The sequence below is a fragment of the Actinomyces sp. zg328 genome (genome assembly GCF_009829635.1).
Lineage (GTDB): Bacteria > Actinomycetota > Actinomycetes > Actinomycetales > Actinomycetaceae > Actinomyces > Actinomyces marmotae.
Window position 1 is genome coordinate 29,693 of the sequence record NZ_VWPE01000001.1, and the last position, 26,201, is coordinate 55,893.

26 protein-coding genes are annotated in these 26,201 nt (G+C 70.1%); 12 read left to right on the forward strand and 14 right to left on the reverse strand.

Annotated elements, in window-relative coordinates; translation table 11 throughout:
- Nucleotides 1–15: 15 nt before the first annotated feature.
- The 4 genes from GVV75_RS00115 to GVV75_RS00130 form a co-directional block, all read right to left on the reverse strand.
- Nucleotides 16–1,869 (reverse strand): glycoside hydrolase family 13 protein, encoded by a 1,854-nt coding sequence (locus GVV75_RS00115; protein ID WP_159524159.1) that lies wholly within the window; start codon nucleotides 1,867–1,869, stop codon nucleotides 16–18.
- Nucleotides 1,870–2,073: 204 nt separating this feature from the next.
- Entirely contained in the window at nucleotides 2,074–2,982 is a 909-nt protein-coding gene (locus GVV75_RS00120) for a carbohydrate ABC transporter permease (protein WP_159812957.1), read from the reverse strand.
- 6 nt (nucleotides 2,983–2,988) lie between these two features.
- Complete coding sequence (locus GVV75_RS00125) at nucleotides 2,989–3,918, reverse strand: carbohydrate ABC transporter permease (protein WP_236263174.1); 930 nt, start codon at nucleotides 3,916–3,918, stop codon at nucleotides 2,989–2,991.
- 9 nt (nucleotides 3,919–3,927) lie between these two features.
- Nucleotides 3,928–5,199, reverse strand: a complete 1,272-nt coding sequence (locus GVV75_RS00130) for an ABC transporter substrate-binding protein (RefSeq protein WP_159524157.1) — start codon at nucleotides 5,197–5,199, stop codon at nucleotides 3,928–3,930.
- 144 nt (nucleotides 5,200–5,343) lie between these two features.
- Here GVV75_RS00130 and GVV75_RS00135 point away from each other — a divergent pair, with 144 nt between their 5' ends.
- From GVV75_RS00135 to GVV75_RS00150, 4 genes are all read left to right on the forward strand, one after another.
- Nucleotides 5,344–6,588 (forward strand): ROK family transcriptional regulator, encoded by a 1,245-nt coding sequence (locus GVV75_RS00135; protein ID WP_236263176.1) that lies wholly within the window; start codon nucleotides 5,344–5,346, stop codon nucleotides 6,586–6,588.
- Nucleotides 6,589–6,832: 244 nt separating this feature from the next.
- Complete coding sequence (locus tag GVV75_RS00140; protein WP_159812959.1) at nucleotides 6,833–7,561, forward strand: hypothetical protein; 729 nt, start codon at nucleotides 6,833–6,835, stop codon at nucleotides 7,559–7,561.
- Nucleotides 7,558–8,220: an OmpA family protein gene (locus tag GVV75_RS10175; RefSeq protein WP_159812961.1), complete on the forward strand. Its 663-nt coding sequence runs from the start codon at nucleotides 7,558–7,560 to the stop codon at nucleotides 8,218–8,220. Before GVV75_RS00140 ends, GVV75_RS10175 begins: the two co-directional genes overlap by 4 nt.
- Nucleotides 8,221–8,291: 71 nt before the next feature.
- Nucleotides 8,292–8,969: a sugar O-acetyltransferase gene (locus tag GVV75_RS00150; RefSeq protein WP_159812963.1), complete on the forward strand. Its 678-nt coding sequence runs from the start codon at nucleotides 8,292–8,294 to the stop codon at nucleotides 8,967–8,969.
- A gap of 134 nt (nucleotides 8,970–9,103) precedes the next feature.
- Here the strand turns inward: GVV75_RS00150 and GVV75_RS00155 are convergent, their stop codons facing one another.
- The 3 genes from GVV75_RS00155 to GVV75_RS00165 are packed head-to-tail and all read right to left on the reverse strand — an operon-like array spanning nucleotide 9,104 to nucleotide 12,331.
- Nucleotides 9,104–9,979, reverse strand: coding sequence for a carbohydrate ABC transporter permease (locus GVV75_RS00155; protein WP_159624854.1), 876 nt, complete (start codon nucleotides 9,977–9,979; stop codon nucleotides 9,104–9,106).
- Complete coding sequence (locus GVV75_RS00160) at nucleotides 9,976–10,998, reverse strand: carbohydrate ABC transporter permease (protein ID WP_159812965.1); 1,023 nt, start codon at nucleotides 10,996–10,998, stop codon at nucleotides 9,976–9,978. Before GVV75_RS00160 ends, GVV75_RS00155 begins: the two co-directional genes overlap by 4 nt.
- A gap of 52 nt (nucleotides 10,999–11,050) precedes the next feature.
- The gene (locus GVV75_RS00165) at nucleotides 11,051–12,331 is read right to left on the reverse strand and encodes an ABC transporter substrate-binding protein (RefSeq protein ID WP_159812967.1); all 1,281 of its coding nucleotides are present in this window, start codon (nucleotides 12,329–12,331) and stop codon (nucleotides 11,051–11,053) included.
- A gap of 280 nt (nucleotides 12,332–12,611) precedes the next feature.
- On the opposite strand from GVV75_RS00165, the gene GVV75_RS00170 reads away from it, so the two are divergent.
- From GVV75_RS00170 to GVV75_RS00180, 3 genes are all read left to right on the forward strand, one after another.
- The gene (locus tag GVV75_RS00170; protein WP_159524150.1) at nucleotides 12,612–13,529 is read left to right on the forward strand and encodes a cation diffusion facilitator family transporter; all 918 of its coding nucleotides are present in this window, start codon (nucleotides 12,612–12,614) and stop codon (nucleotides 13,527–13,529) included.
- A gap of 240 nt (nucleotides 13,530–13,769) precedes the next feature.
- Complete coding sequence (locus GVV75_RS00175) at nucleotides 13,770–14,321, forward strand: NAD(P)H-dependent flavin oxidoreductase (protein WP_201288673.1); 552 nt, start codon at nucleotides 13,770–13,772, stop codon at nucleotides 14,319–14,321.
- 12 nt (nucleotides 14,322–14,333) lie between these two features.
- Entirely contained in the window at nucleotides 14,334–14,822 is a 489-nt protein-coding gene (locus GVV75_RS00180) for an MBL fold metallo-hydrolase (protein WP_159812969.1), read from the forward strand.
- Nucleotides 14,823–14,893: 71 nt separating this feature from the next.
- Here GVV75_RS00180 and GVV75_RS00185 read toward each other — a convergent pair whose 3' ends face one another.
- Nucleotides 14,894–17,803, reverse strand: a complete 2,910-nt coding sequence (locus GVV75_RS00185; RefSeq protein WP_159812971.1) for a UvrD-helicase domain-containing protein — start codon at nucleotides 17,801–17,803, stop codon at nucleotides 14,894–14,896.
- Between the two features lie 201 nt (nucleotides 17,804–18,004).
- Between GVV75_RS00185 and GVV75_RS00190 the strand changes: the two genes are divergently transcribed.
- Entirely contained in the window at nucleotides 18,005–18,634 is a 630-nt protein-coding gene (locus tag GVV75_RS00190) for a hypothetical protein (protein ID WP_159524146.1), read from the forward strand.
- 241 nt (nucleotides 18,635–18,875) lie between these two features.
- Here the strand turns inward: GVV75_RS00190 and GVV75_RS10515 are convergent, their stop codons facing one another.
- The 3 genes from GVV75_RS10515 to GVV75_RS00205 form a co-directional block, all read right to left on the reverse strand.
- On the reverse strand, nucleotides 18,876–19,973 hold the full coding sequence (locus GVV75_RS10515; protein WP_442858375.1) for a DNA alkylation repair protein: 1,098 nt from the start codon (nucleotides 19,971–19,973) through the stop codon (nucleotides 18,876–18,878).
- 44 nt (nucleotides 19,974–20,017) lie between these two features.
- Nucleotides 20,018–20,893, reverse strand: coding sequence for a hypothetical protein (locus GVV75_RS00200; RefSeq protein ID WP_159812973.1), 876 nt, complete (start codon nucleotides 20,891–20,893; stop codon nucleotides 20,018–20,020).
- Nucleotides 20,894–21,199: 306 nt separating this feature from the next.
- On the reverse strand, nucleotides 21,200–21,886 hold the full coding sequence (locus GVV75_RS00205) for a GntR family transcriptional regulator (RefSeq protein ID WP_159812975.1): 687 nt from the start codon (nucleotides 21,884–21,886) through the stop codon (nucleotides 21,200–21,202).
- 187 nt (nucleotides 21,887–22,073) lie between these two features.
- On the opposite strand from GVV75_RS00205, the gene GVV75_RS00210 reads away from it, so the two are divergent.
- From GVV75_RS00210 to GVV75_RS00220, 3 genes are read left to right on the forward strand one after another with little or no spacing between them, the layout of a single operon-like run.
- Nucleotides 22,074–22,307 (forward strand): hypothetical protein, encoded by a 234-nt coding sequence (locus GVV75_RS00210; protein WP_159522292.1) that lies wholly within the window; start codon nucleotides 22,074–22,076, stop codon nucleotides 22,305–22,307.
- Complete coding sequence (locus GVV75_RS00215) at nucleotides 22,304–23,104, forward strand: alpha/beta fold hydrolase (RefSeq protein ID WP_159812977.1); 801 nt, start codon at nucleotides 22,304–22,306, stop codon at nucleotides 23,102–23,104. The genes GVV75_RS00210 and GVV75_RS00215 overlap by 4 nt, the downstream gene beginning before the upstream one ends.
- Complete coding sequence (locus GVV75_RS00220) at nucleotides 23,101–24,015, forward strand: alpha/beta hydrolase (RefSeq protein WP_159812979.1); 915 nt, start codon at nucleotides 23,101–23,103, stop codon at nucleotides 24,013–24,015. The genes GVV75_RS00215 and GVV75_RS00220 overlap by 4 nt, the downstream gene beginning before the upstream one ends.
- A 192-nt stretch (nucleotides 24,016–24,207) precedes the next feature.
- On the opposite strand, the gene GVV75_RS00225 is transcribed toward GVV75_RS00220, so the two are convergent.
- Entirely contained in the window at nucleotides 24,208–24,930 is a 723-nt protein-coding gene (locus tag GVV75_RS00225; protein ID WP_236266009.1) for a DNA alkylation repair protein, read from the reverse strand.
- 66 nt (nucleotides 24,931–24,996) lie between these two features.
- On the opposite strand from GVV75_RS00225, the gene GVV75_RS00230 reads away from it, so the two are divergent.
- Nucleotides 24,997–25,200: a hypothetical protein gene (locus GVV75_RS00230; protein WP_236263178.1), complete on the forward strand. Its 204-nt coding sequence runs from the start codon at nucleotides 24,997–24,999 to the stop codon at nucleotides 25,198–25,200.
- Here the strand turns inward: GVV75_RS00230 and GVV75_RS10415 are convergent.
- Together GVV75_RS10415 and GVV75_RS00235 are read right to left on the reverse strand one after the other, a co-directional pair.
- Complete coding sequence (locus GVV75_RS10415) at nucleotides 25,179–25,310, reverse strand: hypothetical protein (RefSeq protein WP_268891820.1); 132 nt, start codon at nucleotides 25,308–25,310, stop codon at nucleotides 25,179–25,181. The genes GVV75_RS00230 and GVV75_RS10415 overlap by 22 nt on opposite strands.
- A 125-nt stretch (nucleotides 25,311–25,435) precedes the next feature.
- Nucleotides 25,436–26,188, reverse strand: coding sequence for an NAD(P)H-binding protein (locus GVV75_RS00235; protein ID WP_159812981.1), 753 nt, complete (start codon nucleotides 26,186–26,188; stop codon nucleotides 25,436–25,438).
- Between the last annotated feature and the right edge of the window lie 13 nt (nucleotides 26,189–26,201).

Below are 26,201 nucleotides of genomic sequence, written 5' to 3' on the forward strand. Positions count from 1 at the left end.
GTGGGCAGTACCGCATCAGAGGACGCGGCGCAGGATGAGGGAGTCCCACGCCTCCAGGCGGTCGGGGGCCCCCCGGCCCAGGACGCCGGCCTGATCCGCGGGCAGGGAGGCGGTCAGCGCGCGCTCGGCGTCGGCCCACTCCCCCAGGTCAAGGCCCTCCGCCGCGAGACGCGCCCGCAGGGCGCCGCCCTCGGTCAGGTCCAGGGGCGCGCTCCCGTAGGCGGCTAGGAGGAGGATCTGGCGCGCGGCGCCGTCGGCGCCCTTCCACGAGCGCAGGATGATCCAGGTGTCGGGGCTGGCGGCGTCGAGGAGCCGGAAGGCGCCCAGCGCCATCGCGGGCTCGGCGTGCCGCAGGGAGATGAGCGCCCGGTAGTGCTCGAAGACGCTGCCCGGGACCCCAACCTGGCTGGCGGCGTTGACCTCGTCGGCGTTGGGGGCGATGGGGATCCACGGCGTCCCCGTGGTGAACCCGGCGCCGGGGCCCGGCTCCCACTGCACGGGCGTGCGGGCGTTGTCGCGGGAGTTCGCGCGCAGGCTGTCAACGACGGCGCCGGGGTCGTCCCCCGCGGCGACGCGCTCCCGGTAGTGGTTGAGGGACTCCAGGTCCCGGAAGGACGAGATGTCCGGGAAGACGGTGTTCGTCATGCCCAGCTCCTCGCCCTGATAGATGTAGGGCGTGCCGCGGTGCATGTGCAGGATGGAGGCCAGGGTCTTGGCGCTCATCGCCCGCAGGCCGGGATCGTCGTCCCCGAAGCGGGAGACGGCGCGGGGCTGGTCGTGGTTGTCCCAGTAGTTCGAGTTCCAACCGCGCTCGGTCAGCGCGCCATCCGGGGCGGCCTTCGGGGCGAGGGCGTCCTGCCAGGATGCGAGGTTGGCCTTGAGTGCCACATGGTCCACGGGGACGGGGTCGAACTTCCCGCCGGGGCCGTCGGCGAGCCCCACGTGCTCGAACTGGAACACCATGTCGAGCTCTCCCCGATCGGGGGCCGTGTACAAGGGCCCGTCGGACAGGCGCACCCCGGGGGCCTCCCCCACGGTGATGATGTGGCCGGGGCGCGGGGCGAGGACCTCACGGTTCATCTCGGCGAGGAACTCGTGGATCCTCGGCCCATTGGCGACGGCGTGGAATCCGTCCCCGAACAGGTCGCCCGGCCCCTGGGCCCCATCGACCAGCGGGTAGGTCTTGGAGACGAGGTTGATCACGTCCATCCGGAAACCATCGACGCCGCGGTCGAGCCACCAGGTCATCATGTCGTGGACGGCGCGACGCACCTCGGGGTTCTCCCAATTGAGGTCCGGCTGCTTGCGCGAGAACAGGTGCAGGTAGAACTCCCCGGTCGTCTCGTCCCACTCCCAGGCGGGCCCCGAGAAGAAGGACCCCCAGTTGGTGGGCTCAGTGCCGGGTTGGCCGGGCTCCAGGCCCGGCACCTGGCGGGGCGGCCGCCAGATGTACCAGTCGCGCTTGGCGGAGCCGACTGCGCTGCGGGAGTCGACGAACCAGGGGTGCTCGTCGCTCGTGTGGTTGACGACGAGGTCCATGACGAGCCTCATCCCCCGGGAGTGCAGGCCGGCGATAAGCGCGTCGAGGTCGGCCAGGGTGCCGAAGGCCGGGTCGATGTCGCGGTAGTCGGAGATGTCGTAGCCGTTGTCGTCCTGCGGGGAGCGGTAGACGGGGCTGAGCCAGACGGCGTCGACGCCCAGGGCGTCGAGGTAGTCCAGGCGCTCGATGATTCCGGGGATGTCCCCGACGCCGTCGCCATTGGTGTCCTGGAAGGACCGGGGGTAGACCTGGTAGACGACGGCGTGGCGCCACCAGTCGGGCTCCTGCCCGACGTGACGGGGGCTGGGGATGAGGGCGGGGTGGCTCATGGGTCTCCTCGAGGTGGTCCGGGGCGCTCGACGTCGGTGTCGCGGTGGGCGCCGAGCCGGTGGTGATCGGGCGGGAGCGGGCCGCGGCGCACGCGGGTGCCGGTGGCAGGAGCGTACGCCGCGGCCGATGGGGCGGTGCGCCCCTGCGTGCCACAGGGCACGAGGCCCCCTGGCGCGCGGGGGCGCGTCAGCGCGGGTGCGCGCTCACTTCTGCGCGCCGCGCATGACGCCGGAGATGACCCAGCGCTGGGCGAGGACGTAGACGACGAACATGGGGGCGATCGCCATGAGGTAGGAGGCGAAGGACACCGGGTAGTTCGTGTTGAACTGGCCCTGGAAGACGTACTGGGCCAGGGGCAGCGTCGCCTTGGACTGGTCGGTGAGGATGACCAGCGGCAGGAGGAAGTCGTTCCACGCCCACAGGCAGGTGAGGATGCCGACCGTGGCGTTCATCGGGGACAGCAGCGGGAAGATAATCCGCCAGAAGATGCCCCAGCGCGAGGCGCCGTCGATCGCGGCGGCCTCCTCCAGCTCCTCAGGGATCGCCTTGATGAAGGAGGTGTACATGAGGATGTTGAAGGCCAGGCCGTAGACGACGTACAGCAGGATGAGGCCGGCCTCGTTGTCCAGGTGCAGCATGGCGGTCTCCCGCACCACCGGCAGCATGATGATGGGGAAGGGCACGAACAGGGCCGCCACGACGTAGTAGTACATCCACCTCACCCAGCGCCGGTGCATGTTGCGCCCCAGCGCGTAGGCGACCATCGAGTTCGACACGATGGTGAGGACCGTGGCGCCCAGGGTGATGATCGTGGAGGTGAGCACGCGCCGGGGGTAGGAGGTCATCTCCCAGGCCTGGGCGAAGTTGTTGATGCGCCAGTGCTCGGGCAGCGCCCAGCCGGAGGCGGCGAGCTCGGCCGGGGTCTTGAAGGCCGTGATGATAGTGAAGTACAGGGGGACGAGGATCGTGAGGCTGAGGACGACGACGAGCAGCGTCGTCCACCAGTTGGTGCCCCCGAAGGCGCCGCGGCTGCGGCGGCGGACCTTGTAGGCAGTGGCCGGGCCGGCGCCGACATGAGTGGTGGCCGGTCGGGCGGAGGAGGTAGTCGTCATGGCGGATCAGACCCTTTCCTGGCTCTGCGTCACACGCAGCTGGGCGAAGGACAGGATCACCACGATGAGGAAGTAGATGATGCCGTTCGCCGTCTGGTAGGCGTACTCGCCGCCCTGGAAGCCGTTCTTGAAGATGAGGTAGGAGATGGACTGGGTCGCGGTGCCGGGGCCGCCGCCGGTGAGGGCGACGATCTGGTCGAAGACCCCGAGGAAGCCCTTGAAGGACAGGACCATGTTGATGCCGAGGTAGGGGATGATGAGCGGCAGCGTCATCGACCACAAGCGGCGCACGGGTCCGGCGCCGTCGAGGGCGGAGGCCTCGTAGATCTCCTCCGGCACGGTCTGGAGCCCGGCGAGGTAGATGATCGTCGTGTAGGCGACTGACTGCCACACGCCGACGACGACGATGGCGAGCCAGGCGAGGTCCTCGTTGGCCAGCAGGGAGGTGCTCAGCCACTGCCAGCCCAGCGCCTGGCCGACCTGGGGCAGGTTGTTGGTCAGCAGGTAGCTGAAGATGTAGGACACGACAAGGACCGGCAGGATGTAGGGCACGAAGAACACGCCGCGCCACAGGCTCTGGGCCTTGAGCCGCGTGTTGAGCAGGAGGGCCAGGCCCAGCGCGATGACGTTGGTGAGCACCGAGGCGACGATCGCGTACTTGAAGGTGAAGAGGTAGGAGCCCCAGATGATGTCGTCGCGCAGGAGGTTCGTGTAGTTCGTCAGGCCGACGAAGCGCCAGTCGCCGTAGCCCTGGAAGTTCGTGAAGGTGTAGAAGACGCCGGTGAGCAGGGGGATCGTGAGCAGGACGGTGAAGATGAGCGCCGCGGGCACGATCATCCACACGAAGGCGGGCTCGATCGGCTTGGGCCGGTTGCTCGGCCGGGGCTGGGCGCCAGCGTCCTGGGCGGGTGCGGCCTGGGTGGTACGTGCTGTCATGGTTCCGCCTCAGGATGTCTCGTTGATGCGCGTGACGACCTTGTCCCACTGGGTGTCGAGGGTCTGGATGAGGGCCTCGAGGTCGCCGTTGAAGAGGTACTGCTGGAGGTAGGCGTTGAGCGTGATCGCCTGCGGGAAGTTGTGGTCGGAGTAGGTGGCCAGGCGCTCGTCGTCGACGTAGGGCTGGAGGCCCTCAAGCGCGGGGTCGTCGGCCCTGAGGGTGGTGAGCGTGGGGTAGGCGGTCTGCTGGGCGCAGTAGGCGGACATGTTGGCCTCGCTCATGATGTGCTTCAGGAAGCGCTGGTTCTCCTCGGGGTGGGCGGGGTCCTTGCCCATGGTGAAGGCGACGTCGACGCCGGAGACGACCTTGGTGTCGGCCTTGTCGTCGGCGGGGGTGGCGAAGGTGCCGAGGTTGATGTCCGGGTTGTAGGAGCGGATCGCGGGAATGGCGTAGGTGCCGTGCCAGTACATGGCGCCCTTGCCCTGGGCGAAGCCCTGGTTGCCGTCGTTGTAGCCCAGGGCGGCCTTGTCGTCGTTGCCGTACTGGTAGGCCTGGAGCATCTTCTCGAAGACGGGGCTCAGCTCGCGAAAGGACGTGCGTCCGTCGATGACGCGGCGCCTGCCGTACCAGGCGGCGACGCCGTCGGTGAGGAAGGAGCCGGACAGGGAGGAGAAGGCGGGCGCCCCCGTCCAGCTGTCCTTGGTGGCCCAGTAGAAGGGGTTGATGCCCTGCGCCTGGAGCGTCTGGCAGACCTCGATGAGCTCAGCCCACGTGGTGGGTGGCTCGACGCCGGCGGACTCGAAGACGTCCTTGTTGTAGATGATGCCGGAGCCGTTGTCGGCGAAGGCGAGGCCGTTGGTCTGGCCCTCGGCGCCGGTGCCCAGGGTGTTGAGGATGCCAGCCATCGTGGGGTTGACGCCGTCGAGCAGGCCGGAGTCGGTGAAGTCGGCGAAGATGCCGGTGCGGGCGAGCGCGCCGTAGGAGTAGTCGCCGTTGATGGTGATGAGGTCGGGGATTGAGCCCTTGACCAGTCGCGCGCGCAGGGCGGTGATGTTGTCGGCCTGGAAGTTCTGGGTGACGACGACGTCGGGGTTGGCGGCGTTGAAGTCGGCGCAGATCGTGTCGAAGAGGGCGATCGCCTCGCTCTTGAACTGGAAGAGCTCGAGGTGGACTTTGCCGTCGTCGCCGGACGAGCAGCCCGCGAGCGCGCCGCCCGCTGCCGTGAGCGCCGCCGCCCCCGCCGCGGTGGCGAGGAAGGAGCGTCTGCTCAGTGCTGTCATGGAGGGACCTTCCGTGCGTCATTGCTGAGGAGTGGGTGCCGGATGCGTGGCCGGGGGCCGTGACGCATCCGTGATTATTTTGCTCTGGAATAAACGTGGGCGCAAGCCCCGGCGCCTGGCGGCCGCATGGGGCAGGATGGGGCCGTGACCCCCCGCGACCGCGCGCACCCTCCGCCCGCAGGCGCCGCCCCCGGCGCGCCCACAGGGGCCCGCGCCGCCGTGCCCACCGCCCCCGGCGCGTGGTCGGGCCTGAGCGTCACGCAGCGGCGCATCGCGCTCGAGCTCCTGCGCCACGGGCGCATGTCGCGCGCCAGCCTCATGGGGCGCGTCGGGATCTCCGCGGGGTCGATCACGCGCCTGACCTCCCCCATGCTGGAGTCCGGCACGCTGCTGGCCACGGCCGAGCAGGTCAGCGCCACCGGCCGTCCGCAGTCGCACCTCGAGGTCGACGCCGGCGCCGAGCGGCTCGTGGGCGTCACCCTGTCCGGCCGCCACCTCACCGCCGTGCTCACCGACCTCAGGCTGACGGTGCTGGCCTCCACCCGGCTCGAGGTCACTGACCACGCCCCCGAGGCCGTCGTGGCGCTGCTGGCGCGAGCCGTCGGCGACCTGCGCTCGCGCCTCGCCCAGGACGGGGCGCCCGTGACGGGGCTGGGCCTGACGCTGGGCGGCTCGAGCCGTGACGGGCGCACCGTCGACGAGGCGGTCTTCCTCGGCTGGCACGGCGTGCGCCTGGCCGAGGCGGTGGAGGCCGCCACCGGGATCCCCACGCTCGTCGGCAACGACCTGGCCGCGATGACGGAGCAGGAGTTGTGGTTCGGCGCCGGGCGCGAGCACGAGCGCTTCAGCCTCGTGACCGTGGGCGCCGGCATCGGCCACGGGCTCGTCGTGGGCGGCTCGGTCATCTCCTCGCCCGACGCCCAGCTCGGCCTGGCGGGCATGGTGCCCGTGCCCGACGGCGCTCACCCCCCGGTCTCCTCGCCCGCCATGGCCTGCCTGACCGACGCCGCCCTCGAGCGCGCCTGGTCCCAGCGCCTGGCGGCCGGTCGCCACCGGAGCCCCGACCGGGGCGCGCGCGCCGCCCGCATCCTGTCCCTGGCCGAGGACGGCGACGGTGACGCCATGGACGTGTGCGCCTCCTTCGCGCTCCGCCTGGGCCGCTTCATCGGCATCACCGCGGCCTTCACCCTGCCCGAGACGGTCATCGTCGCGGGCGAGCGCTCCGGCGTCGCCTCCCTGTTCGAGGACCAGGTCATGCTCGGGATCGCCGCGGTGCGCCGCCCCGGTGCCGCGCCCCTGGACGTCGTCGTGCGCGAGCACGACCGCGCCCAGTGGGCCCGCGGCGCGGCGGTGCTCGTCCTGCGCGCGCGCATCGCCGGCGAGCTCTGAGCGGGCCGGCACGGGCGTCGCGCCGCTCCCCGCTCGCAGTCGATCCCGGGGCCACCGGACGGCTCCACGGGGAGCGGATGGGCAGTGCCCATGGAGTTGGGCACTGCCCGGGGAACGGGAGCGTCCTTCCCATTTCCGGCCCGCTCCCACCCTCCTAGTCTCAAGGCATCAGCGCAGGAGCGAAGACAGGAAGAAAGCACGATTCGCCGAGAATCACTGCGCGCCGCGCCCCAGAGGAGGAACCATGAATCGCATCGACCAGCCCGCGCCCAGCAGCGACCCGGCGGCCGGGTCCCGTCCCGCTGCCGGGCGGCACCGCCGCGCCCTCGTCGGCGTCGTCCTCGTCACCGCGCTCGCCGCTGCTGGCCTGGGGGCCTGCGGCATCGGCGGCAAGGAAGACGTCGTCTCCGATACCGCCGCCCAGGCGCAGCCCGTGGACCCGGCCGTCGCCCAGCTCCTCGATCTCACCGCGGCGAACGTCGGCGCGAAAAAGCCCATCGACGTCTCCACCGAGCTGCCCTCGCTTGACACGCGCGCCACCTCGGACCAGGGCACTCCGCTGACCGTCACCCTCAATGCCGTGACCGTCAGTGGCTCCGTCACCACCGTGGTCTTCTCCGCGACGAACAACGGCAAGGGCGGGAGCAGCCGCTGGCAGGTCTCTGATTTCTTCTCCGACGGCGAGAGGAAATACCCCATCGACTCCGCTGGCCACAAGTCCGAGAACTGGGGGAAGAGCGATAACACCGATGGGGTCTACATCACCGACACCACGAATCAGAAGGTTTACCGCACCGCCTATGACACCTCCGGGGGCTGCCTGTGCTCGGGGAATCTCAGCCCGGCATTCGTCAGCGAGGGGCGGACGCTGGTCTTCCAGACCTCCTTCGCGGCTCTCCCCGAGGGCGTGAGCACGGTGGATGTGTCGATCCCGGGAGCCGGGACCTTCAGCAACGTGAAGGTAACGCGATGAGCGCCCCGGCCCGTCGGACATCACTGCGCGCGGCGGCCTGCGCCGTCGCCCTCGCGGGGGCACTGGCGCTCGGGGGCGCCGCGAGCGCGGCCACCCCCACCCCGAGGGCCGACGACTCCTCGAGGTACTCGCCCAAGGCCTCGACCCTGCCCTCGCTGACCCAGGCGGCGCCCCCGGAGACCGCATCGACCGTCACGCACATCGCCGCCCCGGTACTCGACCTCGCCCTGCCGGTGCTGGACATCATCGCCCCGGTGGCCAGCGCTGATGGCGCGGTGAGCACGAGCAAGGTCGGTGGTACGACGACGGCGACGCTGTCCAACGACGTCACCTTCGACGTCGACTCCGCGACGCTCACCACGCGCGCCACCCAGGTCCTCGACTCGATCGTCACCGGCTGGGCGGGCACGGCCCCGGCAGAGGTGACCGTGGTGGGGCACACGGACTCCGTGGCCGACGACGCGTACAACCAGGCGCTGTCGGAGAAGCGCGCCCGGGCGGTGGCCGACTACCTCATCTCGAAGTCCCCGGGGCTCAAGGTGACGGCGTCCGGAAAGGGCGAGACGGAGCCAGTGGCCTCGGAGACCAAGGAGGACGGCTCGGTCTCCGAGGAGGGCAAGGCCGCCAACCGCCGAGTGGTGCTCACCTGGAAGCAGTAGCGCCTTCCCGTCCCAGGGGCGGCGGCTTGGTCCCATGCGGGATCGGGCCGCCGCTCGCTAGGCTTAGACCCATGCCGGGCACTCAGAGCACCACGCCGAACGGCGCCCCCGACCACGCCGGCGCTTCCGAGCGCTTCCCCGAGGCCGCACCCTTCTTCGCCGGGGACGAGCGCTCCAACCGCGAGCGCATGATCGCCGGGGACTGGTACGTGGCCGATGATCCGGAGAACTCCCGCATCTCCGCGGCCGCGCGCCGCGCCCTCCACCTCTACGAGGAGGCCTTCAACCTCGGCGAGCCGGGGGCCGAGGAGCACCTGCGCGCGGCGATCCCGCACCTGGGCCCCGGCTGCAAGCTGCTGCCGCCGGTGCGCGTGGACTACGGCGATCGGATCACGGTCGGCGAGGGGACCTTCGTGAACTACGGGCTCGTGGCCCTCGACGTCGCCGAGATCCGCATCGGCGCGCATTGCCAGATCGGCCCGGGCGTCCAACTGCTCACCCCGGTCCACCCCTTGGAGCCGACGGCCCGCAGGGCGGGCCTGGAGTCGGCTGACCCGATCACCATCGGGGACAACACGTGGCTGGGCGGCGGCGTCATCGTCTGCCCGGGCGTGACGATCGGCGAGGGCTGCGTGGTGGGGGCCGGAGCCGTCGTCACCAGGGACCTTCCGCCCTACTCACTGGCGGTGGGCAATCCCGCGCGCATCATCCGCTCCCTCGACGACTCCACTTTCGCACCGCGCCACTGAGGACCCCGGCAGCGCCGCGGGGCGGCGCCGTCGAGAGCCGCCGGACCCGGGGCGCGAGCGGTGGCCCTAGATGGCCGTCCGGCCCGCCTCCCCCGACGGGCGGGCCGGGCGCCGTCCTGGCCGGGGCCGCTCGCTCACTGCTTGAGGCCGCCCGCGGCCAGGCCGGCGACGATGCGGCGCTGGAAGAGCAGCACCATGATGATCAGCGGGATCGTCATGATGACCCCGGCGGCCATCTGGGAGCCGAAGGGTGTGTTGAACTGCGAGTCACCGGTGAACTTGGACAGCAGTACCGTGGCGGGCTGCATGGTCGGCTTGTTGATCATCGTCACGGCCACGAGGAACTCGTTCCACGCGCCGATGAAGATGATGATCGCGGTGGTGAAGATGCCGGGGGCCGCGATCGGCAGGATGACCTTGCGGAAGGCCTGGCCGGGGGTGCAGCCGTCCACCATGGCGGACTGCTCGAGCTCGATCGGCATCTGGCGGAAGAAGCTCGTCAGGTTCCACACCGCCAGGGGCAGTGAGAAGGACAGGTCGGGGACGATCATCGCCTGATAGGTGTTGATCCAGCCCCAGTCGGTGAAGTTCTTCAGCAGCGGCACCATGATCGCCACGAGGGGGAACATGGAGGTCGCCAGCACGACGATGAGGAGCACCCCCTTGCCCCGGAAGTCCAGGCGGGCCAGGGCGTAGGACGTGAACGTGGCCACGGCCAGCGCGACGATCGTGACGACGACGGACACGATAAGCGAGTTGAGCAGGCCCTGCCCGAAGTAGTTCCCCGAGGAGAAGACCGATTCGTAGTTCTCCAGGGAGGGGTGGGCGGGCCACCAGGAGTTGTCGAAGACCTCGGTGTCCGGGCGCAGGGAGGAGACGAGCATCCAGTAGAAGGGCGCCAGGCAGTAGATGACGATGAGGACGATGCCGAAGGTAGAGGCGATCTCGCCCCAGGAGTGCTTCTTGCTCGGCCGCTCGATCGCGTGCGTCGGTGTTGCTGAGGCGCTCATGAGTCACTCCTGTCGGCCGAGGCGGATGCGGGGCGCTTGGGCAGGAAGGCCGAGGCCGGGAGCCTCCCATCGCTCCTCTTCCTCCTGCGCCTCTTCTCCGGCCCCGTGCCCAGGTCGGCGTGGGTGATCCTGGTGAAGGCGAGGGCGAAGACGAAGACGTAGAGGAACAGGAAGAGCGCGTACACCGCCCCCGAGCCGTAGCGCAGGTTGGAGGCCTCGTCCTGGACGAGCATCGAGATGGTCTCCACGCTCGCCTTGCGCGGCCCGATGAGAATGTAGGGGAGGTCGAACATCCTCAGGGCGTCCAGCGCACGGAAGAGGACGGCCACGGCCAGGGCGGGCTTGACCAGCGGCAGTGTGATGCGGGTGAAGCGCTGCCAGGTGGTGGCGCCGTCGATCTTGGCGGCCTCGTAGACCTCGTCGGGGATGACCTGGAGGCCGGCGAGCGTGAGCAGCCCGATGTAGGGGGCGGTCTTCCACACGTCGGTGATGATGATGGCCATCTTCGCGGTCAGGTTGCCGGACGCCCACATGATGTGGTGGCCGAGGACGGCGTTGGCCACGCCGTTCTGGTTGAAGATCCAGGCCCACAGGATGGAGGACACGGCGGTCGGGATGGCCCAGGGCACGAGGATCGCGGCGCGCACGATGCCGCGTCCCCTCATGGCCCTGTGCATGATGATCGCCATGGCGACGCCCAGGAGGGTCTCCAGGACGACGGTGACGACCCCGAACAGGGTGGTGTTGTAGACCGCGTTCCAGAATCGATCCCCGGAGCCGGAAAAGATCCGGGTGTAGTTCTCGAACCCGACAAAGCGCTCGGCCTCATCGAAGAAGCCCGTCGACTTGTTCAGTTCGGGCGGGGCGAAGAAGGACTGGTACAGGGATTGGATGACGGGGATGACGATGACGACGCCCAGGACGAGGATCGTCGGGGTGATGAGGAGCCAGGCGAGGCGCGATTGCGCCCGGCTCGCCTGGGAGCGGTGCTTGAGCGCCGCCCGCATGTCCGTGCTCATAGGCTCTTCTCGTTTCCTTCTTTGGTACGACTAGTGGATCGCCGCCGGGCGCTCAGGCCAGGCTCTTGAGCGTCGCCTCCAGACCGGAGATCGCGGCCTGCGCGGTGGTGGCCCCAGTGATCGCCGGGTAGAGGGCGTCCTGGATGGCGGCGGTGACATCGCCGTAGTAGACGGCCTTGGGGCGGCTTCTGGCGGAGTCGAGGGACTCCCTGAGCGTGGGCAGGAAGGGGAAGGACTCCAGTTGCGCGGGGTCCTCGTAGAGGGAGCCGACGATTGGCGCCAGCGTCTGGGTCTCCAGCGCGTAGCGCTCGGAGTCCAGGGAGGTGAACCACTGGATGAATCTCAGCGCGGTGGCCTTGTTCCTCGAGTAGGCGGAGATCGCGCAGTTGTGTCCACCGAGGGTCGGCACGAACTTCTTGCCGTCGATCATCGGCAGGGGCGCGACGGCGAACTTGTCCTCACCCAGGGACTCCATGTCGTTCTTGTACTGGTAGGACCACTGCCGGTAGAAGAGGAGATCGCCGGACTCGAAGGCGTTGCGGCCGTCCTCCTCCTTCCACTCCAGGGACTCCTTGGGGATGTAGCGGCCGGCGAAGGCGTCCATGAGGTTCTGGAGCCCGGCGACGGCCTCGGGGGAGTTGATCGCGACCTCCCCCTGGTCGTCGTAGAAGGAGCCCCCGGCGGTGTTGATGAACTCCGATGCGCAGCAGGTCAGGCCCTCGTACTTGGCGTACTGGCCGCCGAAGCCCCCGATGGACGAGTGCCCGGGCAGCGCGCGCACGGCGTCGATCGCCCCCTTGATCCCCTCCCAGTCCTTGGGAGGCTCCTGGATCCCGGCCTCGGCGAGGAAGTCCTTGCGGTAGTACATCATCGAGGAGTCGGTGGCGAAGGGCATCGCGAAGAGCTTGTCCCGGTAGATCCCGGTGTCCCACACCGACTCGATGACATCGGGGCTGGCGAGCCGCTCCTGAGGCAGCTCGATGATCCAGCGGTGGGCGGCGAACTCGGCGATCCACACGAGGTCCACGGAGATGACGTCGTAGGCGTCGGACTTCGTCTGGGCGTTGTTGATCATGGACTGGCGCTGCTGGTCCGCCTCGGAGGAGAGCTCGATGAGGGTGACCTCCTCACCCGGGTTCTCAGTGTTCCACTGGTCGATCCGCTTCTTGACCATCCCCCCGGAGTTGTCCTTGCCCTGGACCCAGGTGATCGGCCCGTTCCCGGTGATCTCAGTGCTGGCGCCGGCTCCTTTGCCGCAGGCCGCGACGGCGACGCCGGCCGCCGCCAGGGCGGAGCCCTGGATGAATCGGCGACGGGGTAGCGAGCTCGTCATATGAGCCTCCTCCTTGAACCTCATCGGTGGCGGGCTGCGGACGCCCGCGCATCGGCCACAGACATCAATGGCTATGACCCAGGTAACAGTAGATCGGTCGCAGAGCGGCTTCCGCCACCTTGCGAACGCCCCATCTGTGATCTTCAACTCAACAGATATCCGATGTTCATGCTGATGGCGACCACTTTCACGTGAGATGACGGCGATGCCGGCCCTCGCTCGCGGTAGCGTCGCCGTGATGCGCGCTCGGCGGCGCGCCCACTCGATCCAAGGAGGACCCATGGCCCACGACCATTCTGGCGGCAAGGCGATCATCGCGGCGCTGGCCGCCAACGTCGGCATCGCCGTCACGAAGGCCGTCGCCTGGCTGCTCACCGGCTCATCGTCGATGCTCGCCGAGTCGGTCCACTCCCTGGCGGACTCCGGCAATCAGGCGATCCTCCTCCTCGGCGGCAAGCGGGCCAGGCGGCAGGCCGATGAGCAGCACCAGTTCGGCTACGGGAGCTCCCGCTACCTCGCGGCGTTCATCGTCTCGATCGTCCTGTTCACCCTGGGCGGCCTGTTCGCCCTGTACGAGGCCTGGGAGAAGTTCAGCCACCCGCGCGCCATCGACTCCTGGCACTGGGTGCCGGTGGCCGTCCTCGTGGTGTCGATCGGCTTGGAGGGCTTCAGCCTGCGAACCGCGCTGCGCGAGGCGCGCGCCGCCCGCGGGAGCCGCGGCCTGCTCAGCTACATCCGCGATTCCCGGTCCCCGGAGATCCCCCTGGTCCTCCTGGAGGACATCGGCGCCCTGGTCGGGCTCGTCCTCGCCCTGGGGGGCGTGTCGATGACCCTGCTAACCGGTGACGGCCGGTGGGACGCCATCGGATCGGCATCCATCGGCCTACTGCTCGTCGTCATCGCCCTGTTCCTGGCCTTCGAGATGTCCTCCCTGCTGCTGGGGGAGGCGGCGGCCCCCGAGCACCGTGACGCCATCCTCGCGGCGATCCCGGGCGGGGCCCTGGAATCCGTGGTCTACCTGCGCACCATCCACACCGGACCCGAGACCCTCCTCGTGGCGGCCAAGGTGGCCGTGCCCACCGGGGCCACGGGCGCGGCGATCGCCGAGTCGATCAACGCCGCCGAGGCGCGGGTGCGCGAGGCGCTGCCGGGCCTGAGCGCCACGATCTTCCTCGAGCCCGACATCCGCCGCGCCTGAGCCGCGGCGATGAAGGCGCGCAGGTGCCGTATCTCCACGTCCATGCCGCTGAAGCATAGATCATGCCTGACAGGCACTTCCCTCGGGCGCGAGGCTCTCCTAGCCTGACAGGCGGTTCCTGTCCATCGTTCCTAGGAGACACCATGGCGACCACCCCGCTGCTGGCCTCGTCGCTCCCTCTCGCTGCCGCGCCGATGGCGGGCGGGCCCTCCACCGTGGCGCTGGCCGGCGCGGGAAGCCGTGGCCGCTGCCGAGGCCGGGGCGGATGGGCTGGTGGTCCAGGGGCCGCGGGCTGGTGGTCACAGCGCCACCTTTGACCCTTCTCGGACGATCGGTGGCCAGGCCACGGCGGATGTGGTTCAGGAGGTGCGCGGGGCGACCACGTTGCCCGTCATCGGTACCGGTGGAGTCGGCGGCGGCGAGGACGTCCGGGCGATTCTTGCTGCCGGGGCCCAGATGGTCGCCGTCGGCACGCTGCTGCTGCGAGCCGACGAGGCGGGGACCCCTGAGACGTATCGCCGCGCCCTGGCGGACCCGGGCTTCACGCGCACGATCGTGACACGAGCGTTCAGCGGGCGGCCGGCACGCTCGTTGCGCAACGGATTCGCGCTGCGGCATCCTCATGCTCCCAGCGCTTATCCGGCGGTCAACCGCCTGACGCTGCCCCTGCGCGCGGCCGCCGCCAGGGCGGGTGACATGCAGAGGATCTCCCTGTGGGCGGGCACCGGCTGGCGTGGCGCCCGCCGCGGGAGCGCGGGAGACGCCGTCGCCAGGCTCGCTGCCGCGCTGTGAGCAAGACGGCGGATGGGCGGCGCGGCTCGGGGCCTGGCCGCGGGCGAGAGCCTCAGCCTCGGTGAACTCACGATCCACGCCGTCGAGGCCGTTCATGGCCCGGCGGACGGTGAACGGGATTCACGGGGCTTCGTCAACTGCGAGGTCATCGGCTTCGTGCTCCAGGCGCGCGCGGAGCAGATGTTCCTCAGCGGTGACACCACCTCGCTGGATGGGGTGACAGCGGTGGCTGAGCGCTTCGGCCCGATGGACTACGCGGTGCTCCACGCGGGCCGGGCGAGCGTCCCAGCCAAGTTCGCGGGCCGCCCCTTGTCCATGACGGCTGACCAGGCGGCGACGGCGGCGCGAGTGCTGTCGGCCCGGCGCGTCGTCGTGGCGCACCAGACGCAGTGGGCGCACTTCACGCAGGGTCCTGAGCGCACACGGGCGGCATTCGCCACCGCCGGCCTGGGATCTGTCCTCGCTCCTAGCGAGCCCGGCGTGTGGGGGAGCCTGACCTAGGCGCGCCAGGCGCGGTCGCTGCCGGCCAGTGGGAGCCGCGGAGGCGCCCCCGAGGCGGGATGGGGATCCGATCAGGCCTTGGCCAGGGGCGCTAGGCGCAGCATGAGGCGCTTGACGGCGCGGGCGCCGTCGATGGTGAACTCCACGCGGGCGACCTTCGAGCGGCCATGTCCCTCCAGGGCGATCACGGTGCCGACGCCGTAGGTGTCGTGGCGCACGGCGTCTCCCTCTCGCAGGCCCTGGACGGCCGCGGGGAGCTCCTCCTCTCCCCCGTTGCCCGTGGACCGCCCGCTGCCATCCAGGCGGACCGGGGCGGATCCCTTCTTCGCGGCGGCGCGCTTGGCGGCCCGGTCCTTGGCGGTCTCCACGCGCCCGATCTTGCCGGTGCGCGCGGGGCGGGCGCCGATCGGGGGAGCGAAATCGTCGTCGTCGAAGTGCCAGGAGCCTCGGGAGCGGGAGCCCCTGCGACCACCCCCATCATCGCCCCAACCGCTCCCCCAGCCGGTGCCGCCCCCGCGCAGGGCGTCCATGGAGGAAGCCAGGCGCTTCCAGTCCATGGTCTCGGGCGGGATGTCATCGAGGAAGCGGGAGGCGGGCATGGCAGTGGCCTGCCCCCAGGCGGAGCGCACGGCGGCGCGGGTGACGTAGAGCCGCTCACGCGCGCGGGTGAGCGCCACATAGGCCAGGCGCCGCTCCTCGGCGAGCTCGGAGTCCTCGGCCAGGGCCCGGGAGTGAGGAAAAGTGCCATCCTCCATGCCGGTGACGAAGACGACCGGGAACTCCAGGCCCTTCGCGGTATGGACGGTCATGAGGGTGATCTGGCCCTGCTCGGCGGCCTCATGGGCCTGCGCCGCGGCCTCCTCGCCGACGGCGCCCTCGGCGGAGGGGAGCTGATCGGAGTCGGCGACGAGGCTGACGCGCTCCAGGAAGTCGGCGAGACTCCCCTCGGGGTTGGCGGCCTGGAAATCGGCGGCCACGGAGTGGAGTTCGGCGAGGTTCTCCACGCGGGTGGCATCCTGGGGATCATCGGAGGCGCGCAGCTCTGCGAGATATCCGGAGGCGTCGAGGGCGGAGTCGAGGATGTCCGCGACCCCGTCGCCCGAGGCCTGCTGATGGCGCAGGCCCTCAAGGAGCTCGTGGAACCGGGTGACCTGGGCTCGGGCGCGGGTGGCCAGGCCCTCGACCCGCGGGGCCCCCTGCGCCTCGGGCTCGGTCAGGCCCGAGCGGGGCGCCCCGGCGGCGTCGGCGATGGCGTCGGAGAAGGACACGCGGTGGCGGGCGCCGTGCTCGGCGAGGGCAGCCTCGGCCTTCTCCCCCAGTCCGCGCTTGGGGACGTTGAGGATGCGGCGCAGGGAGACGTCGTCATCGGGGTTGTCCACGGCGCGCAGGTAGGCGATGGCGTCCTTGATCTCGCGCCGCTCGTAGAAGCGGGTGCCCCCGATGACCTTGTAGGGCTGGCCGGCGCGGATGAAGACCTCCTCCAGGGCGCGGGACTGGGCGTTGGTGCGGTAGAAGACCGCTATGTCCCGGGGCCTCACCCCGTGCTCGTCGGCGAGGCGGTCGATCTCGGTGGAGATCCAGCGGGCCTCGTCGTGCTCGGAGTCGGCCACGTAGCCGGTGATGGGGGCTCCGGGGCCGGAGTCGGTGAAGAGGTTCTTGGGGCGGCGCCCGGTGTTGCGCGAGATGACGGCGTTGGCGGCGTCGAGGATGTTCTGGGTGGAGCGGTAGTTCTGCTCCAGTAGAATGGTGCGGGCGGACGGGTAGTCCTGCTCGAACTCCTCGATATTGCGGATGGTGGCGCCGCGGAAGGCGTAGATGGACTGGTCGGAGTCCCCCACGACGGTCAGCTCGGCCGGGGGAAGCGCGGTTCCCTCCCCGGAGGTGCCGAGGCCGCCGACAAGCTCGCGCACGAGGATGTACTGGGCGTGGTTGGTGTCCTGGTACTCGTCAACGAGGATGTGGCGGAATCGGCGCCGGTACATCTCGGCCACCGCGGGCTTGGCCTGGAGCAGTTGGACCGCGCGCATGATGAGGTCGTCGAAGTCCAGGGCGTTGGCGGAGGCCATGCGCGAGGCGTAGGCGGTGTAGACCTCGGCGAGGTGGCGCTCGAAGGGGTTGGTGGTCACCGCCTTCTCCGCGAACTCGACGGGGGTGACGAGCTCGTTCTTGAGGTCGGAGATGCGGTGGGCGAAGGCCTTGGGGGTGAATCGCTTGGGGTCGATGCCGAGCTCGCGCACGATCAGGGTGACCATCCGCGTGGAGTCGGCGGCGTCGTAGATGGAGAAGGTGGAGCGCAGGCCGGCGGCCTCGTGCTCACGGCGCAGGATGCGCACGCAGGCGGAGTGGAAGGTGGAGACCCACATGCGCCCCCCGGCGGGCCCGACGAGCCCGGTGACCCGCTCGCGCATCTCCGCGGCGGCCTTGTTGGTGAAGGTGATCGCGAGGATCTCGCCGGGATGGGCCCGGCCGGTGGCCAGCAGGTGGGCGATGCGGTGGGTCAGGACGCGGGTCTTGCCGCTCCCGGCGCCGGCGATGATGAGCAGGGGGGCGCCGGCGTGGGTGACGGCCGCGGCCTGGGGCCCGTTGAGGCCGCGAGTGAGTGCGGTGGGGTCGCCGACGGCGAGGCCCCGTTCCCGGCCGACGCCGCCTCCCGCAGGCCCTGGGTCGGGCGCTCCTGCCTGGGCGGCGCGCAGGGCGGCAGCCCTGGCCTGGGCGCGTGCGACGAGGGCGGCGGTCTCGGCCTGGCGTTCCTCCCAGGTGTCGGCAACGGAGTCGCGTTCCTCGGCGGAGGGGAGCTCGTCGTCGGACTCGTATCCGGACTCGGCAGGGGCCTCGGTGTCGAGCAGGGAGTCGGCCCAGCCGTCGTCGGCGTCGAAGGAGGCCGGGGCGAGGGCCGGCAGGGCGGCCTCGACGGGGGGCGTGGCGCCGCCCTTCTGGCCGGGCATGGGCAGGGAGCCGAAGAGGGAGTCCATCGCGTTCATTCTGGCCCTAGCCTACCGGCACCCACCCGCCCCCAGGGCCGGGCACGGCGCTGCCGCCCAGACCGCGCGAGGAGGTCACGCGCCCACCTCGACCGCGCCCGGGGAGTCCTCCCCCGGGAAGTCACCCCATGGCACGCCTGGCCGGGGCCGTCCACACTTAAGGAGCCAGTCGGCCCGCCACCTACTACTCCGGAGACGCCTATGCGCCCGCTCCCTTCCCTCCTGTCCGTCACTGCCACTGCTGGCTTGGTTCTCAGCCTCGGCGCCTGCGGTGGCACCATCCCCGTGGCAGCGAGCACCGCTGATGCGCAGGCCTCTGCCGCAGCGGCCCTGGGCGCGCGGGACATCGACCCCATCGTCTTCAGGGACTCCGCCGCGCACCGCACCGTCACCTGCGACAAGATCATCCCGGACTACGACACGTCAGCCGTCCGGGGGGCGCCGGGACAGATCGGCAAGATCCAGGAGGAGGACACGGTCTCCCTCGTCCACTGCACGATGGACTTCGAGGATGACTCGGCGTATGAGGCCTTCGGCGGCGACGATCTCAACATCCGCCTGGAAGCCGGCCCGGGGGACGAGACCTTCCAGATGAGGTACAGCAGTCTTGAGGAGAAGCTTCTTCCGTCCCAGGGCCTGGCGGTCTTTGACAACTCCGACATGGGGAAGACCTCGGTTGACGGATGGATCATCATTCTGCGCAGGGGGCAGGGCAGCGAACTGCCGGAGCACGGTACGACCATGGTCTACGAGCGTGGCCGCGGTATCGCCGTCTCGGGCGACCAGACGGCCATCGAGTACACCGAGAGCCACGAGGTGACGTTCAAGTAGGCCTTAGCACCGCATCCCGAGCGGCGTGCTGGGCATCCCACAGGTGCGCGGGGGTCTCAGGCAGCATACAGCTCCTCCGCCGTCGCAAGAGCAGCCTCGGTGACGTACGGGTTCCGCATCGATTCCACAATCACCAGGTCGACGGGTGTGCCCATCAAGCGGGCACGGTCATCCCGGAGTCCCAGGTCATCAGCGAGCCGGTCAGCGCGCCCCGGGAGGCAGAAGCAGCCGGCCGCCCATCTCACAGGTGCTTGAGCGCCTCGCGGCGGCTGAGGGCGGACAGGCCGGGGTGGGTCTCGACGAAGGCACGCACCCAGTCGCCGTCGGTGCGGGCGTAGTCGCGCAGCGCCCAGCCGATGGCCTTGCGGATGAAGAACTCCGAGTCCTCCTCGTTGGCCTCGATAACGTCGGTCAGGAGGCCCAAGTCGGTGCGCTCCTTGTGCTGGAGCTGGCAGATGATCGCGCTGCGTCGCACCCACAGGTCGGGGTCCACCGCCCAGGCACGCATGCGTGCGGCCGCCGCCAGGTGGGCGCGCACGACAAGACCCACAGCGTGGGAGGTCTCATCGACCAGGTCCCACCACTGCCCCGTGCGCAGGAGGTGCTCGTAGAGCGCGAGGGACTCCAAGCGGTCGGCGTGCGGCGCGGAGCGCGTGGAGCGGATGATCGCCAGGACGGCGAAGCGCTCCTCGCGGTGGGTGGCGCCGTCCCACAGGTGGCGCAGCGCCTCCTCCCAGGTGGCGGCCTCGCACCAGAGGTCTGGGTGGGCGGCGGCGATCCGTCCGTCACGCATGGCGACGAGGTGGTCGGCGTAGCGGGCGGCGAGGTTGATATCGCGCAGGACCATCACCACGGTCGTGCCGCGCAAGCGGTTGAGGTCGGTGAGCAGGTCGAGGACCTCGACCTGGTGGGTGAGGTCGAGGAAGGTGGTGGGCTCGTCAAGGAGGAGGACATCGGTGTGCTGTGCGAGAGCCATAGCGATCCAGACGCGTTGGCGCTGCCCCCCGGAGAGCTCGTCGACCGAGCGGTCCGCGAGCTCGGCGGTGCCGGTGGCGGTCAGGGCGTCCTCGACGACGCGGCGGTCCTCATCCGTCCAGGACGGCGAACAGACCGTGGTGGGGTGCCGACCGCGGCCGACGAGATCGGCGACCTCGGCCTGGCGCTCCTCCCAGGTGGGGGCGACGGCGTCAGCGTCCTCCGGCGCGATGGCCTCCTCGGGGTCCGGCGCGGCGTCGTCAGGGGGCTCGACGCCGGCCCAGGAGTCATCGTCCTCCCAGCCGTCCCAACCCGAGGCGCCGGGGGGGGCGGGGCCGTGCTGGCCCCGCCCCCCGGCGAGCACCGACTGATCAGGATGAGCCGCGATGGTCGAGCGCGTCGCCGCGCTCAGGCGCGCCGAGAGGCCGCCCGCAGGACGATGCCGGCCGTCACGAGCCCGATGGCGAGGACGCCGAGGACCGTGGAAGCACCCGTGCGGGCCAGGGAACCGGGCTGGGAGGCGGCGGAGCCCGCCGGGACACCCGCGCTGGCGGCGGCGCCGGCAGCGGCGGAGCGCGCCAGGGCACCTGCGCTGGCGGCGGCGGTGACGGACGGCGCCTGAGTGGCGGTGGTCGCGGAAGGCGCGCTGGGAACGGCGGAGGCGCTCGGCGCCGCCGAGGCGGAGGGCGCCGCGGAGGCCGAGGGTGCCGCGGACGGGGCGCCGCCGGGGGCGGCGTCAGCGCCGGGCTTCGCGGCGGTCACGGTGACCTTCGCCGTGAGGTCCGGATGGTCCTTCAGGGAGATCGTGTAGACGCCAGGCTTCACATCCTTGCCGACCTTCCAGTCGACAGTGCCGACGCCCTGGGCGTTGTGGATTGTCTTACCGACGGCGATGTCACCGGGGGACGCGATGACCTCCGACTCGGTGCCGGAGGGCAGACCGGTCACCGTGATGGTAAGCGTCTTGCCGACCTCAACGGAGGAGGCGGACAGGGCGATGGCCGGGAACACGATCCTCGCGTCGTCATCGCCCCGCTTGCCAGCGTCACCAGCGTCACCAGCGCTACCAGCGTCACCAGCACTACCAGCGTTGTCAGCGCCACTAGCGTCGCCAGCGGCACCAGCGCTGCCCGAGTCGTTGACCGTGGGGGACGCGGCGCTCGGGGAGCCGGTGGCATCGCCGGCGCCGCTGGCGCCTTCAGCGGCGGCGCTCGGGACGGCCATGAGGCCGAGGGAGAGGACGGCGGCGGCGCCGCCGGCGGCAAGACGGGGAAGCCTTCTCATTCTGGGAATCCTTCGATTCAGGGAACACGGGTGCCAACATCCTACGGCCCTCCGAGCCCCCGCCGGACCGCTCGTGCGCTCTCGGCCATCATTTGATGCCAATACGTCACCTGCGCCGCGCAGGCCCATGGTCAGGACGGCACAGTTCAGGGCTGAAGTGGGCGCGCTGCTGCTCGGCACGGGCCGGACCCCGTGGCGGCCAGGCCTCGCCAAGGTCACGGGCGAAGACCCGCATCGGCTCCAACCTCCCGCGGGGCACCGACCACGAGGGGGCCAGAATGAGTCACAGCCGTCCCGAATGCGGGCTCAGATGGCGAGCTCATACATGTCGCCGCGATAGAGCGCCACCGTGCGCTCAAGGTTCTGCCCGCCTGAGACCTGGGCGGTGACAACCGTCTGCAGGCACGGCTCCGCGGGCTCCACCTCAAGCAGTTCCGCCTCGTGCCCCTCCGGGAGCCGGGCGGACACGACGATGCCGGTGCGCTCGATCTGAAGCTGGTACTGCTGCTCGATCAGCTCGTACAACGACCCGGTGAGATCGCATCCGAGAATACCGGGGACGATGGCCGCATTGAGGACAGCCGACTCGAACCCGATGGGAATCCCGTCCCCCAGGCGCACACGCCGCACCTCGACGACGAATCCCCCCTCACCGACGGCGAAGAAGTCGCCCTCGGCGTCATCGATGGGCGGTCGCAAGGTCGCCGAGACGAGCCGACTACTGGCTCGACGCCCCGAGGCCCGCAGCGCCTCGGTGAACGAGGCGGACGCGCGAGCCACCTTGGTCACGCGGGAACGCGCCACGAAGGTGCCCCTCCCAGGCACCCCGCGAAGCAAGCCGTTCTCCGTGAGCATCTGAAGCGCGCGACGCACCGTCATCGTTGAGGCGTTGAAGCGTCGAGCCATCTCCTTCTCGGTGGGCAGGCGGGCCCCAGGCCCCGCCTCGGCCGCCATCGCCGCGATGGCCTCACGGATAAGCTCATACTTATGCACGACTTCCCCCGTACGTGATCGAGCCGCTCTCCCCCGCCCGCCATGGGTGTACCATCAGCATCGATCACCCTATGGTTGGCGACGCTACCATATGGTGACCTGCGGAGTCTCAGCGGCAGGCCCGCCACGCGCGAGATCCCGCTCCCCCGACCTCGCCCGGAACCAGCTCAAAGGAGAGTGAGCTCTCATGCAGTCCCCACCGCATCGGGGCGCCGTCATCACCCCGCGCGAGGTCGCGGCACTGGATATCGGCAACGCCAAGATCAACGCGGAGCCGGCGCGCGCCGGTGGAGCGGGCGCGCTCGGGATCCATGCCGCGGCGACCGCGCCGTCGGCCGTCTTCGCCCTCAAGGCCACCCCTGGGGCGCGCGGCAAGACGCTGGAGGACATCGAGCATGAGTTCATGAGGAGCGAAGCATGACGGAAGCAACTGGGATCGCCCGCATCCGCACCATCAGGGCCGGAGCGCCTCAACTGCTCCTCAATCACGGCGTCACCGACAACGCGGCATCACTATCGGCGGCGCACCGGCACTGGCGGAGCCATTACGATGTCACGTCGATTGACGCGCGTGGACACGGCGTCTCCCCCCATTTCAACCCCGCGGAGCTGAGCGATCCGATCGGGGTTATGGTCAAGGATCTCATCACCATCCTTGAGGGCCGCCAGCACGATACCGCGGTGATTCTCATCGGCCACTCGATGGGGGGCGCGGTCTGCGCCGCCGCCGCCGCCAGCCGCCCGGATCTCGTCGACGCGCTCGTGCTGGAGGATCCCGCCTGGCTCTCCGAGAGCCAGAGGACCGCTTACAGCGACGAGGGGCCGACGCTGGCTGCCCGGATGGCATGGATCGCGGATCACCCTGACGAGGCGCTCACCGAGAATCGGAAGAGTTACCCGGCGTGGGACGTTGAGGAGTCCTGCGCATGGTTGCAAGCCAAGATCCAGGTGGATCGGGATTTCATCCACACCGGCGTCGTCTCCCCCGCCACTTTCTGGGCGGAGACGGCATCAGCCCTGGTCACGCCGACGCTCCTGGTCACATCCGACGGCGACGACGTCCTCATAGGGCCTTCCAGGCTGGAGGAGGTCCAGGCGCTCGGCAACGCCAGGATTCGCACGGCCATGGTCCCCGGCGCGTCGCACTGCGTGCGCCGCGACCGCTCCGAGGGCTTCTACGCGGTCTGCGACTCGTTCCTGAAGGAGGTGGCGTCATGACTCTCGACCCCGCCCGCCTCATCGATCCTGAGGTGTCCACGGCCGCGGCGGACATTCCGCCGCAGACCGCCTGGGATCCACTGACGATGCGCGCCGCCGGGGCGGCGATCCTCGATCATGAGACCCCGGTCCCCGATGGGGTCACTCGCACGATCCTCGCTGTGCCGAGCCGCGGCGAGGAGGTGGAGTTGAGGGTTCACGCCCCGCGGCACGGCGCGAATGCCGTCATCCTGTCCATCCATGGTGGCGGTTTCGTCTCCGGTCAGGCCAAGTACGACGACGCGTGGAACGCCACTCTGGCCTTGCGCACCGGCGCCACAGTCGTGAGCCCGAACTATCGGCTCGCTCCGGAGTCCGCCTTCCCAGGTCCTCTCGAGGACTGCGTCGCGGCCTGGGCATGGGTCACCACGCAATACCCTGAGGCGACGTGGATCGCTTACGGCGACTCAGCCGGAGGGAACCTGACCGCGGGGCTGACTCTTCGTTGCCGGGACACCGGCGCCCCCATGCCGGACCATGTGTTCCTCATTGAGCCGGTTCTCGATGACCGCCTCAACACGGCCTCAATGCGGAACGCCACCAGCACGCCCGTATGGGATCTGCCGAACGCGACCGCTTCATGGTCAGCATATCTTGGCGATCAGGATCCGACGCCCCATGCGGCTCCCGCCAGGGAGGCCGATCTTTCAGGGTTCCCGCCGACGTTCCTCCTCGTGAACCAGTGCGATCCGCTTATGGATGAGGATCTGGCTTTTGCCAGGGCCCTGACTGAGGCGAATGTTCTAACCGAGGCGGTCCTGCTTCCCGGGACCTGCCACGGAATCCTCGGCCTCAACGGGCCGAGGGTCGCCGAGCGGGCACGGGAGTTGGTTCTCGGACGACTGGCCGATCTCATCGACGCCAGGGCCTGAGCGACCCCATCTCAGCGCTTTGCGGAGGTCTCATCGTCTCCTGCCAGCGGCCACCGGCGCTGCTGGAGGCGCTCGGGGAGAGCGACTTCCGCCACGTGGGCGCTCCCCCGCCGTCGGCCCCACACCACCCGGGCGCCGCGCCACTCCCAGGCCCGCTTCTCGGCAGGCCGGAGAGACAAGCCGCCCCCGGCCTCACAGGTGCTTGAGCGCCTCGCGGCGGCTGAGGGCGGACAGGCCGGGGTGGGTCTCGACGAAGGCACGCACCCAGTTGCCGTCGGTGCGGGCGTAGTCGCGCAGCGCCCAGCCGATGGCCTTGCGGATGAAGAACTCCCGGTCTTCCTGGTTGGCCTCGATAACGTCGGTCAGGAGGCCCAAGTCGGTGCGCTCCTTGTGCTGGAGCTGGCAGATGATCGCGCTGCGTCGCACCCACAGGTCGGGGTCCACCGCCCAGGCACGCATGCGTGCGGCCGCCGCCAGGTGGGCGCGCACGACAAGACCCACAGCGTGGGAGGTCTCATCGACCAGGTCCCACCACTGCCCCGTGCGCAGGAGGTGCTCGTAGAGCGCGAGGGACTCCAAGCGGTCGGCGTGCGGCGCGGAGCGCGTGGAGCGGATGATCGCCAGGACGGCGAAGCGCTCCTCGCGGTGGGTGGCGCCGTCCCACAGGTGGCGCAGCGCCTCCTCCCAGGTGGCGGCCTCGCACCAGAGGTCTGGGTGGGCGGCGGCGATCCTCTGGGCGATGCGGCGGGTGACGGGGACGCCGACGCCGTACATCGCCATCTCGGACTTCAGGTAGGCGCGCTGCTGCTCGGCGCGGGCCGGGTCCCCCGCCGCGGCCAGGGCCTCGCGGAGGTCATGGATGAAGGCATCGGATTCCATATGGCCTTGCTCCCGGTCCAACGCATCAAGGCTCACGGCACCGTCTCCTCTCGCTGCGCTGCGGATATTCTTCCACGACGCACCCGTGCTTGGCTTGACCCCATGAGCAGCCGTTCCGACGCCGTCGTCCGCAAGCCCGACTCCTTCGCCGGAGCCACCCGCCTGGAGGCGCAGGGCCTGGACTGGCTGGCCGAGGCCATGCCCGACGGCGGCGCGCACGTCGTGCCGGTGAGAGTCGGCGAGGGCTGGATCGAGGAGCCCCGCCTGAGCGCCGGCGCCAACGCTCAGCGCACGGCCCGCGGGTAGCGCTCCCGGACGGTGAGGTCTTGTCCCGTGGCGGCCTCGCTGAAGCCGACGGTCAGCGCCTCCTCTCGCAGTGCCGAGTCGGAGGGACGGGTCTGGTTCATGTCGAACATGCCCCCCGGCAACGTGCCTATTCGACCCGCACGATGTCGGTGTACTCCTGCTCGAACAGGTCTACATCGTCGCCGTCACGCGTACGATCCCAGATGTCCTTATGCGGCACACGCGTGATCCAGCGTCACTTGCCACGTCGGGCGAGGTCGTCCTGGACACGCTGCGGCTCCTGGGCCAGCGGCACGTTGTTGGTGTCGAGCACGCCGTCGAGGCCGCCAGCCTCGTCCGCGCGCGTCGCGGCGAACAGGGCCTCGAAGTCGGTGACGGGGGCTCCGGCCCTGCTGAAGACCTCCACGGTGCGGCGGGCGCCGGAGAGGTTGAGCGCTCCCTCCAGGAGCACCTGGGCGATGTGGCGCCGGTCGACTCCGGGCTGCCCGGTGACTAGGTCGCCCTGCCGCAGGTCGATCTGGTGGTCGGCGGGACCCTGGTAGTCGAACCAGCCGGGGCGCACGATTGTGTAGGGGTGGCCGGAGGCGCGCACGAGCCTCTCGGCGCGGCGCTTCCACTCCACGAACTCGTAGTTGCTGGCGCTGGCGCCGGCGGAGTGGCTTGTGTTCATCGCCGTCATGAGGCTGATGTGGGTGTCGCGGTCCCCGAGCGCCTCCAGCAGCGCCGGGATGACGGCGTAGAAGTTGTTCTCGCCGTCACTGTCGCCGCCGTGGGTGAGGATGACGGCGTCCACGTCCGCGACGAGCGGACGCAACGCGTCGGCGTCGGCGGGCGCCGCCTCGACGATCTCGGCGCCGTCAGGCAGGGATCGGCGCGCCCGCTGGGCGTTGCGGGTCTGGGCCTTGACGGTGTGGCCGCGTTGGAGGGCCTCGTCGACGACGACGCGTCCGACTTTTCCGGTTGATCCGATCACCAGGACAGTGGTCATGTGGCAGCTCCGT

Excerpts from the sequence above, each read along its gene's own strand:
- GVV75_RS00120 (WP_159812957.1), bottom strand. The coding sequence starts at position 2,982 with ATGACGACTACCTCCTCCGCCCGACCGGCCACCACTCATGTCGGCGCC.
- GVV75_RS00230 (WP_236263178.1), top strand. The coding sequence starts at position 24,997 with ATGAGCAGCCGTTCCGACGCCGTCGTCCGCAAGCCCGACTCCTTCGCC.
- GVV75_RS00220 (WP_159812979.1), top strand. The coding sequence starts at position 23,101 with ATGACTCTCGACCCCGCCCGCCTCATCGATCCTGAGGTGTCCACGGCC.
- GVV75_RS00235 (WP_159812981.1), bottom strand. The coding sequence starts at position 26,188 with ATGACCACTGTCCTGGTGATCGGATCAACCGGAAAAGTCGGACGCGTC.
- GVV75_RS00210 (WP_159522292.1), top strand. The coding sequence starts at position 22,074 with ATGCAGTCCCCACCGCATCGGGGCGCCGTCATCACCCCGCGCGAGGTC.
- GVV75_RS00160 (WP_159812965.1), bottom strand. The coding sequence starts at position 10,998 with ATGAGCACGGACATGCGGGCGGCGCTCAAGCACCGCTCCCAGGCGAGC.
- GVV75_RS00150 (WP_159812963.1), top strand. The coding sequence starts at position 8,292 with ATGCCGGGCACTCAGAGCACCACGCCGAACGGCGCCCCCGACCACGCC.
- GVV75_RS00130 (WP_159524157.1), bottom strand. The coding sequence starts at position 5,199 with ATGACAGCACTGAGCAGACGCTCCTTCCTCGCCACCGCGGCGGGGGCG.
- GVV75_RS00180 (WP_159812969.1), top strand. The coding sequence starts at position 14,334 with ATGGGCGGCGCGGCTCGGGGCCTGGCCGCGGGCGAGAGCCTCAGCCTC.
- GVV75_RS00165 (WP_159812967.1), bottom strand. The coding sequence starts at position 12,331 with ATGACGAGCTCGCTACCCCGTCGCCGATTCATCCAGGGCTCCGCCCTG.
- GVV75_RS00190 (WP_159524146.1), top strand. The coding sequence starts at position 18,005 with ATGCGCCCGCTCCCTTCCCTCCTGTCCGTCACTGCCACTGCTGGCTTG.
- GVV75_RS00125 (WP_236263174.1), bottom strand. The coding sequence starts at position 3,918 with ATGACAGCACGTACCACCCAGGCCGCACCCGCCCAGGACGCTGGCGCC.
- GVV75_RS00140 (WP_159812959.1), top strand. The coding sequence starts at position 6,833 with ATGAATCGCATCGACCAGCCCGCGCCCAGCAGCGACCCGGCGGCCGGG.
- GVV75_RS10175 (WP_159812961.1), top strand. The coding sequence starts at position 7,558 with ATGAGCGCCCCGGCCCGTCGGACATCACTGCGCGCGGCGGCCTGCGCC.
- GVV75_RS00215 (WP_159812977.1), top strand. The coding sequence starts at position 22,304 with ATGACGGAAGCAACTGGGATCGCCCGCATCCGCACCATCAGGGCCGGA.
- GVV75_RS00185 (WP_159812971.1), bottom strand. The coding sequence starts at position 17,803 with ATGAACGCGATGGACTCCCTCTTCGGCTCCCTGCCCATGCCCGGCCAG.
- GVV75_RS10415 (WP_268891820.1), bottom strand. The coding sequence starts at position 25,310 with ATGTTCGACATGAACCAGACCCGTCCCTCCGACTCGGCACTGCGAGAG.
- GVV75_RS00170 (WP_159524150.1), top strand. The coding sequence starts at position 12,612 with ATGGCCCACGACCATTCTGGCGGCAAGGCGATCATCGCGGCGCTGGCC.
- GVV75_RS00155 (WP_159624854.1), bottom strand. The coding sequence starts at position 9,979 with ATGAGCGCCTCAGCAACACCGACGCACGCGATCGAGCGGCCGAGCAAG.
- GVV75_RS00115 (WP_159524159.1), bottom strand. The coding sequence starts at position 1,869 with ATGAGCCACCCCGCCCTCATCCCCAGCCCCCGTCACGTCGGGCAGGAG.
- GVV75_RS00200 (WP_159812973.1), bottom strand. The coding sequence starts at position 20,893 with ATGAGAAGGCTTCCCCGTCTTGCCGCCGGCGGCGCCGCCGCCGTCCTC.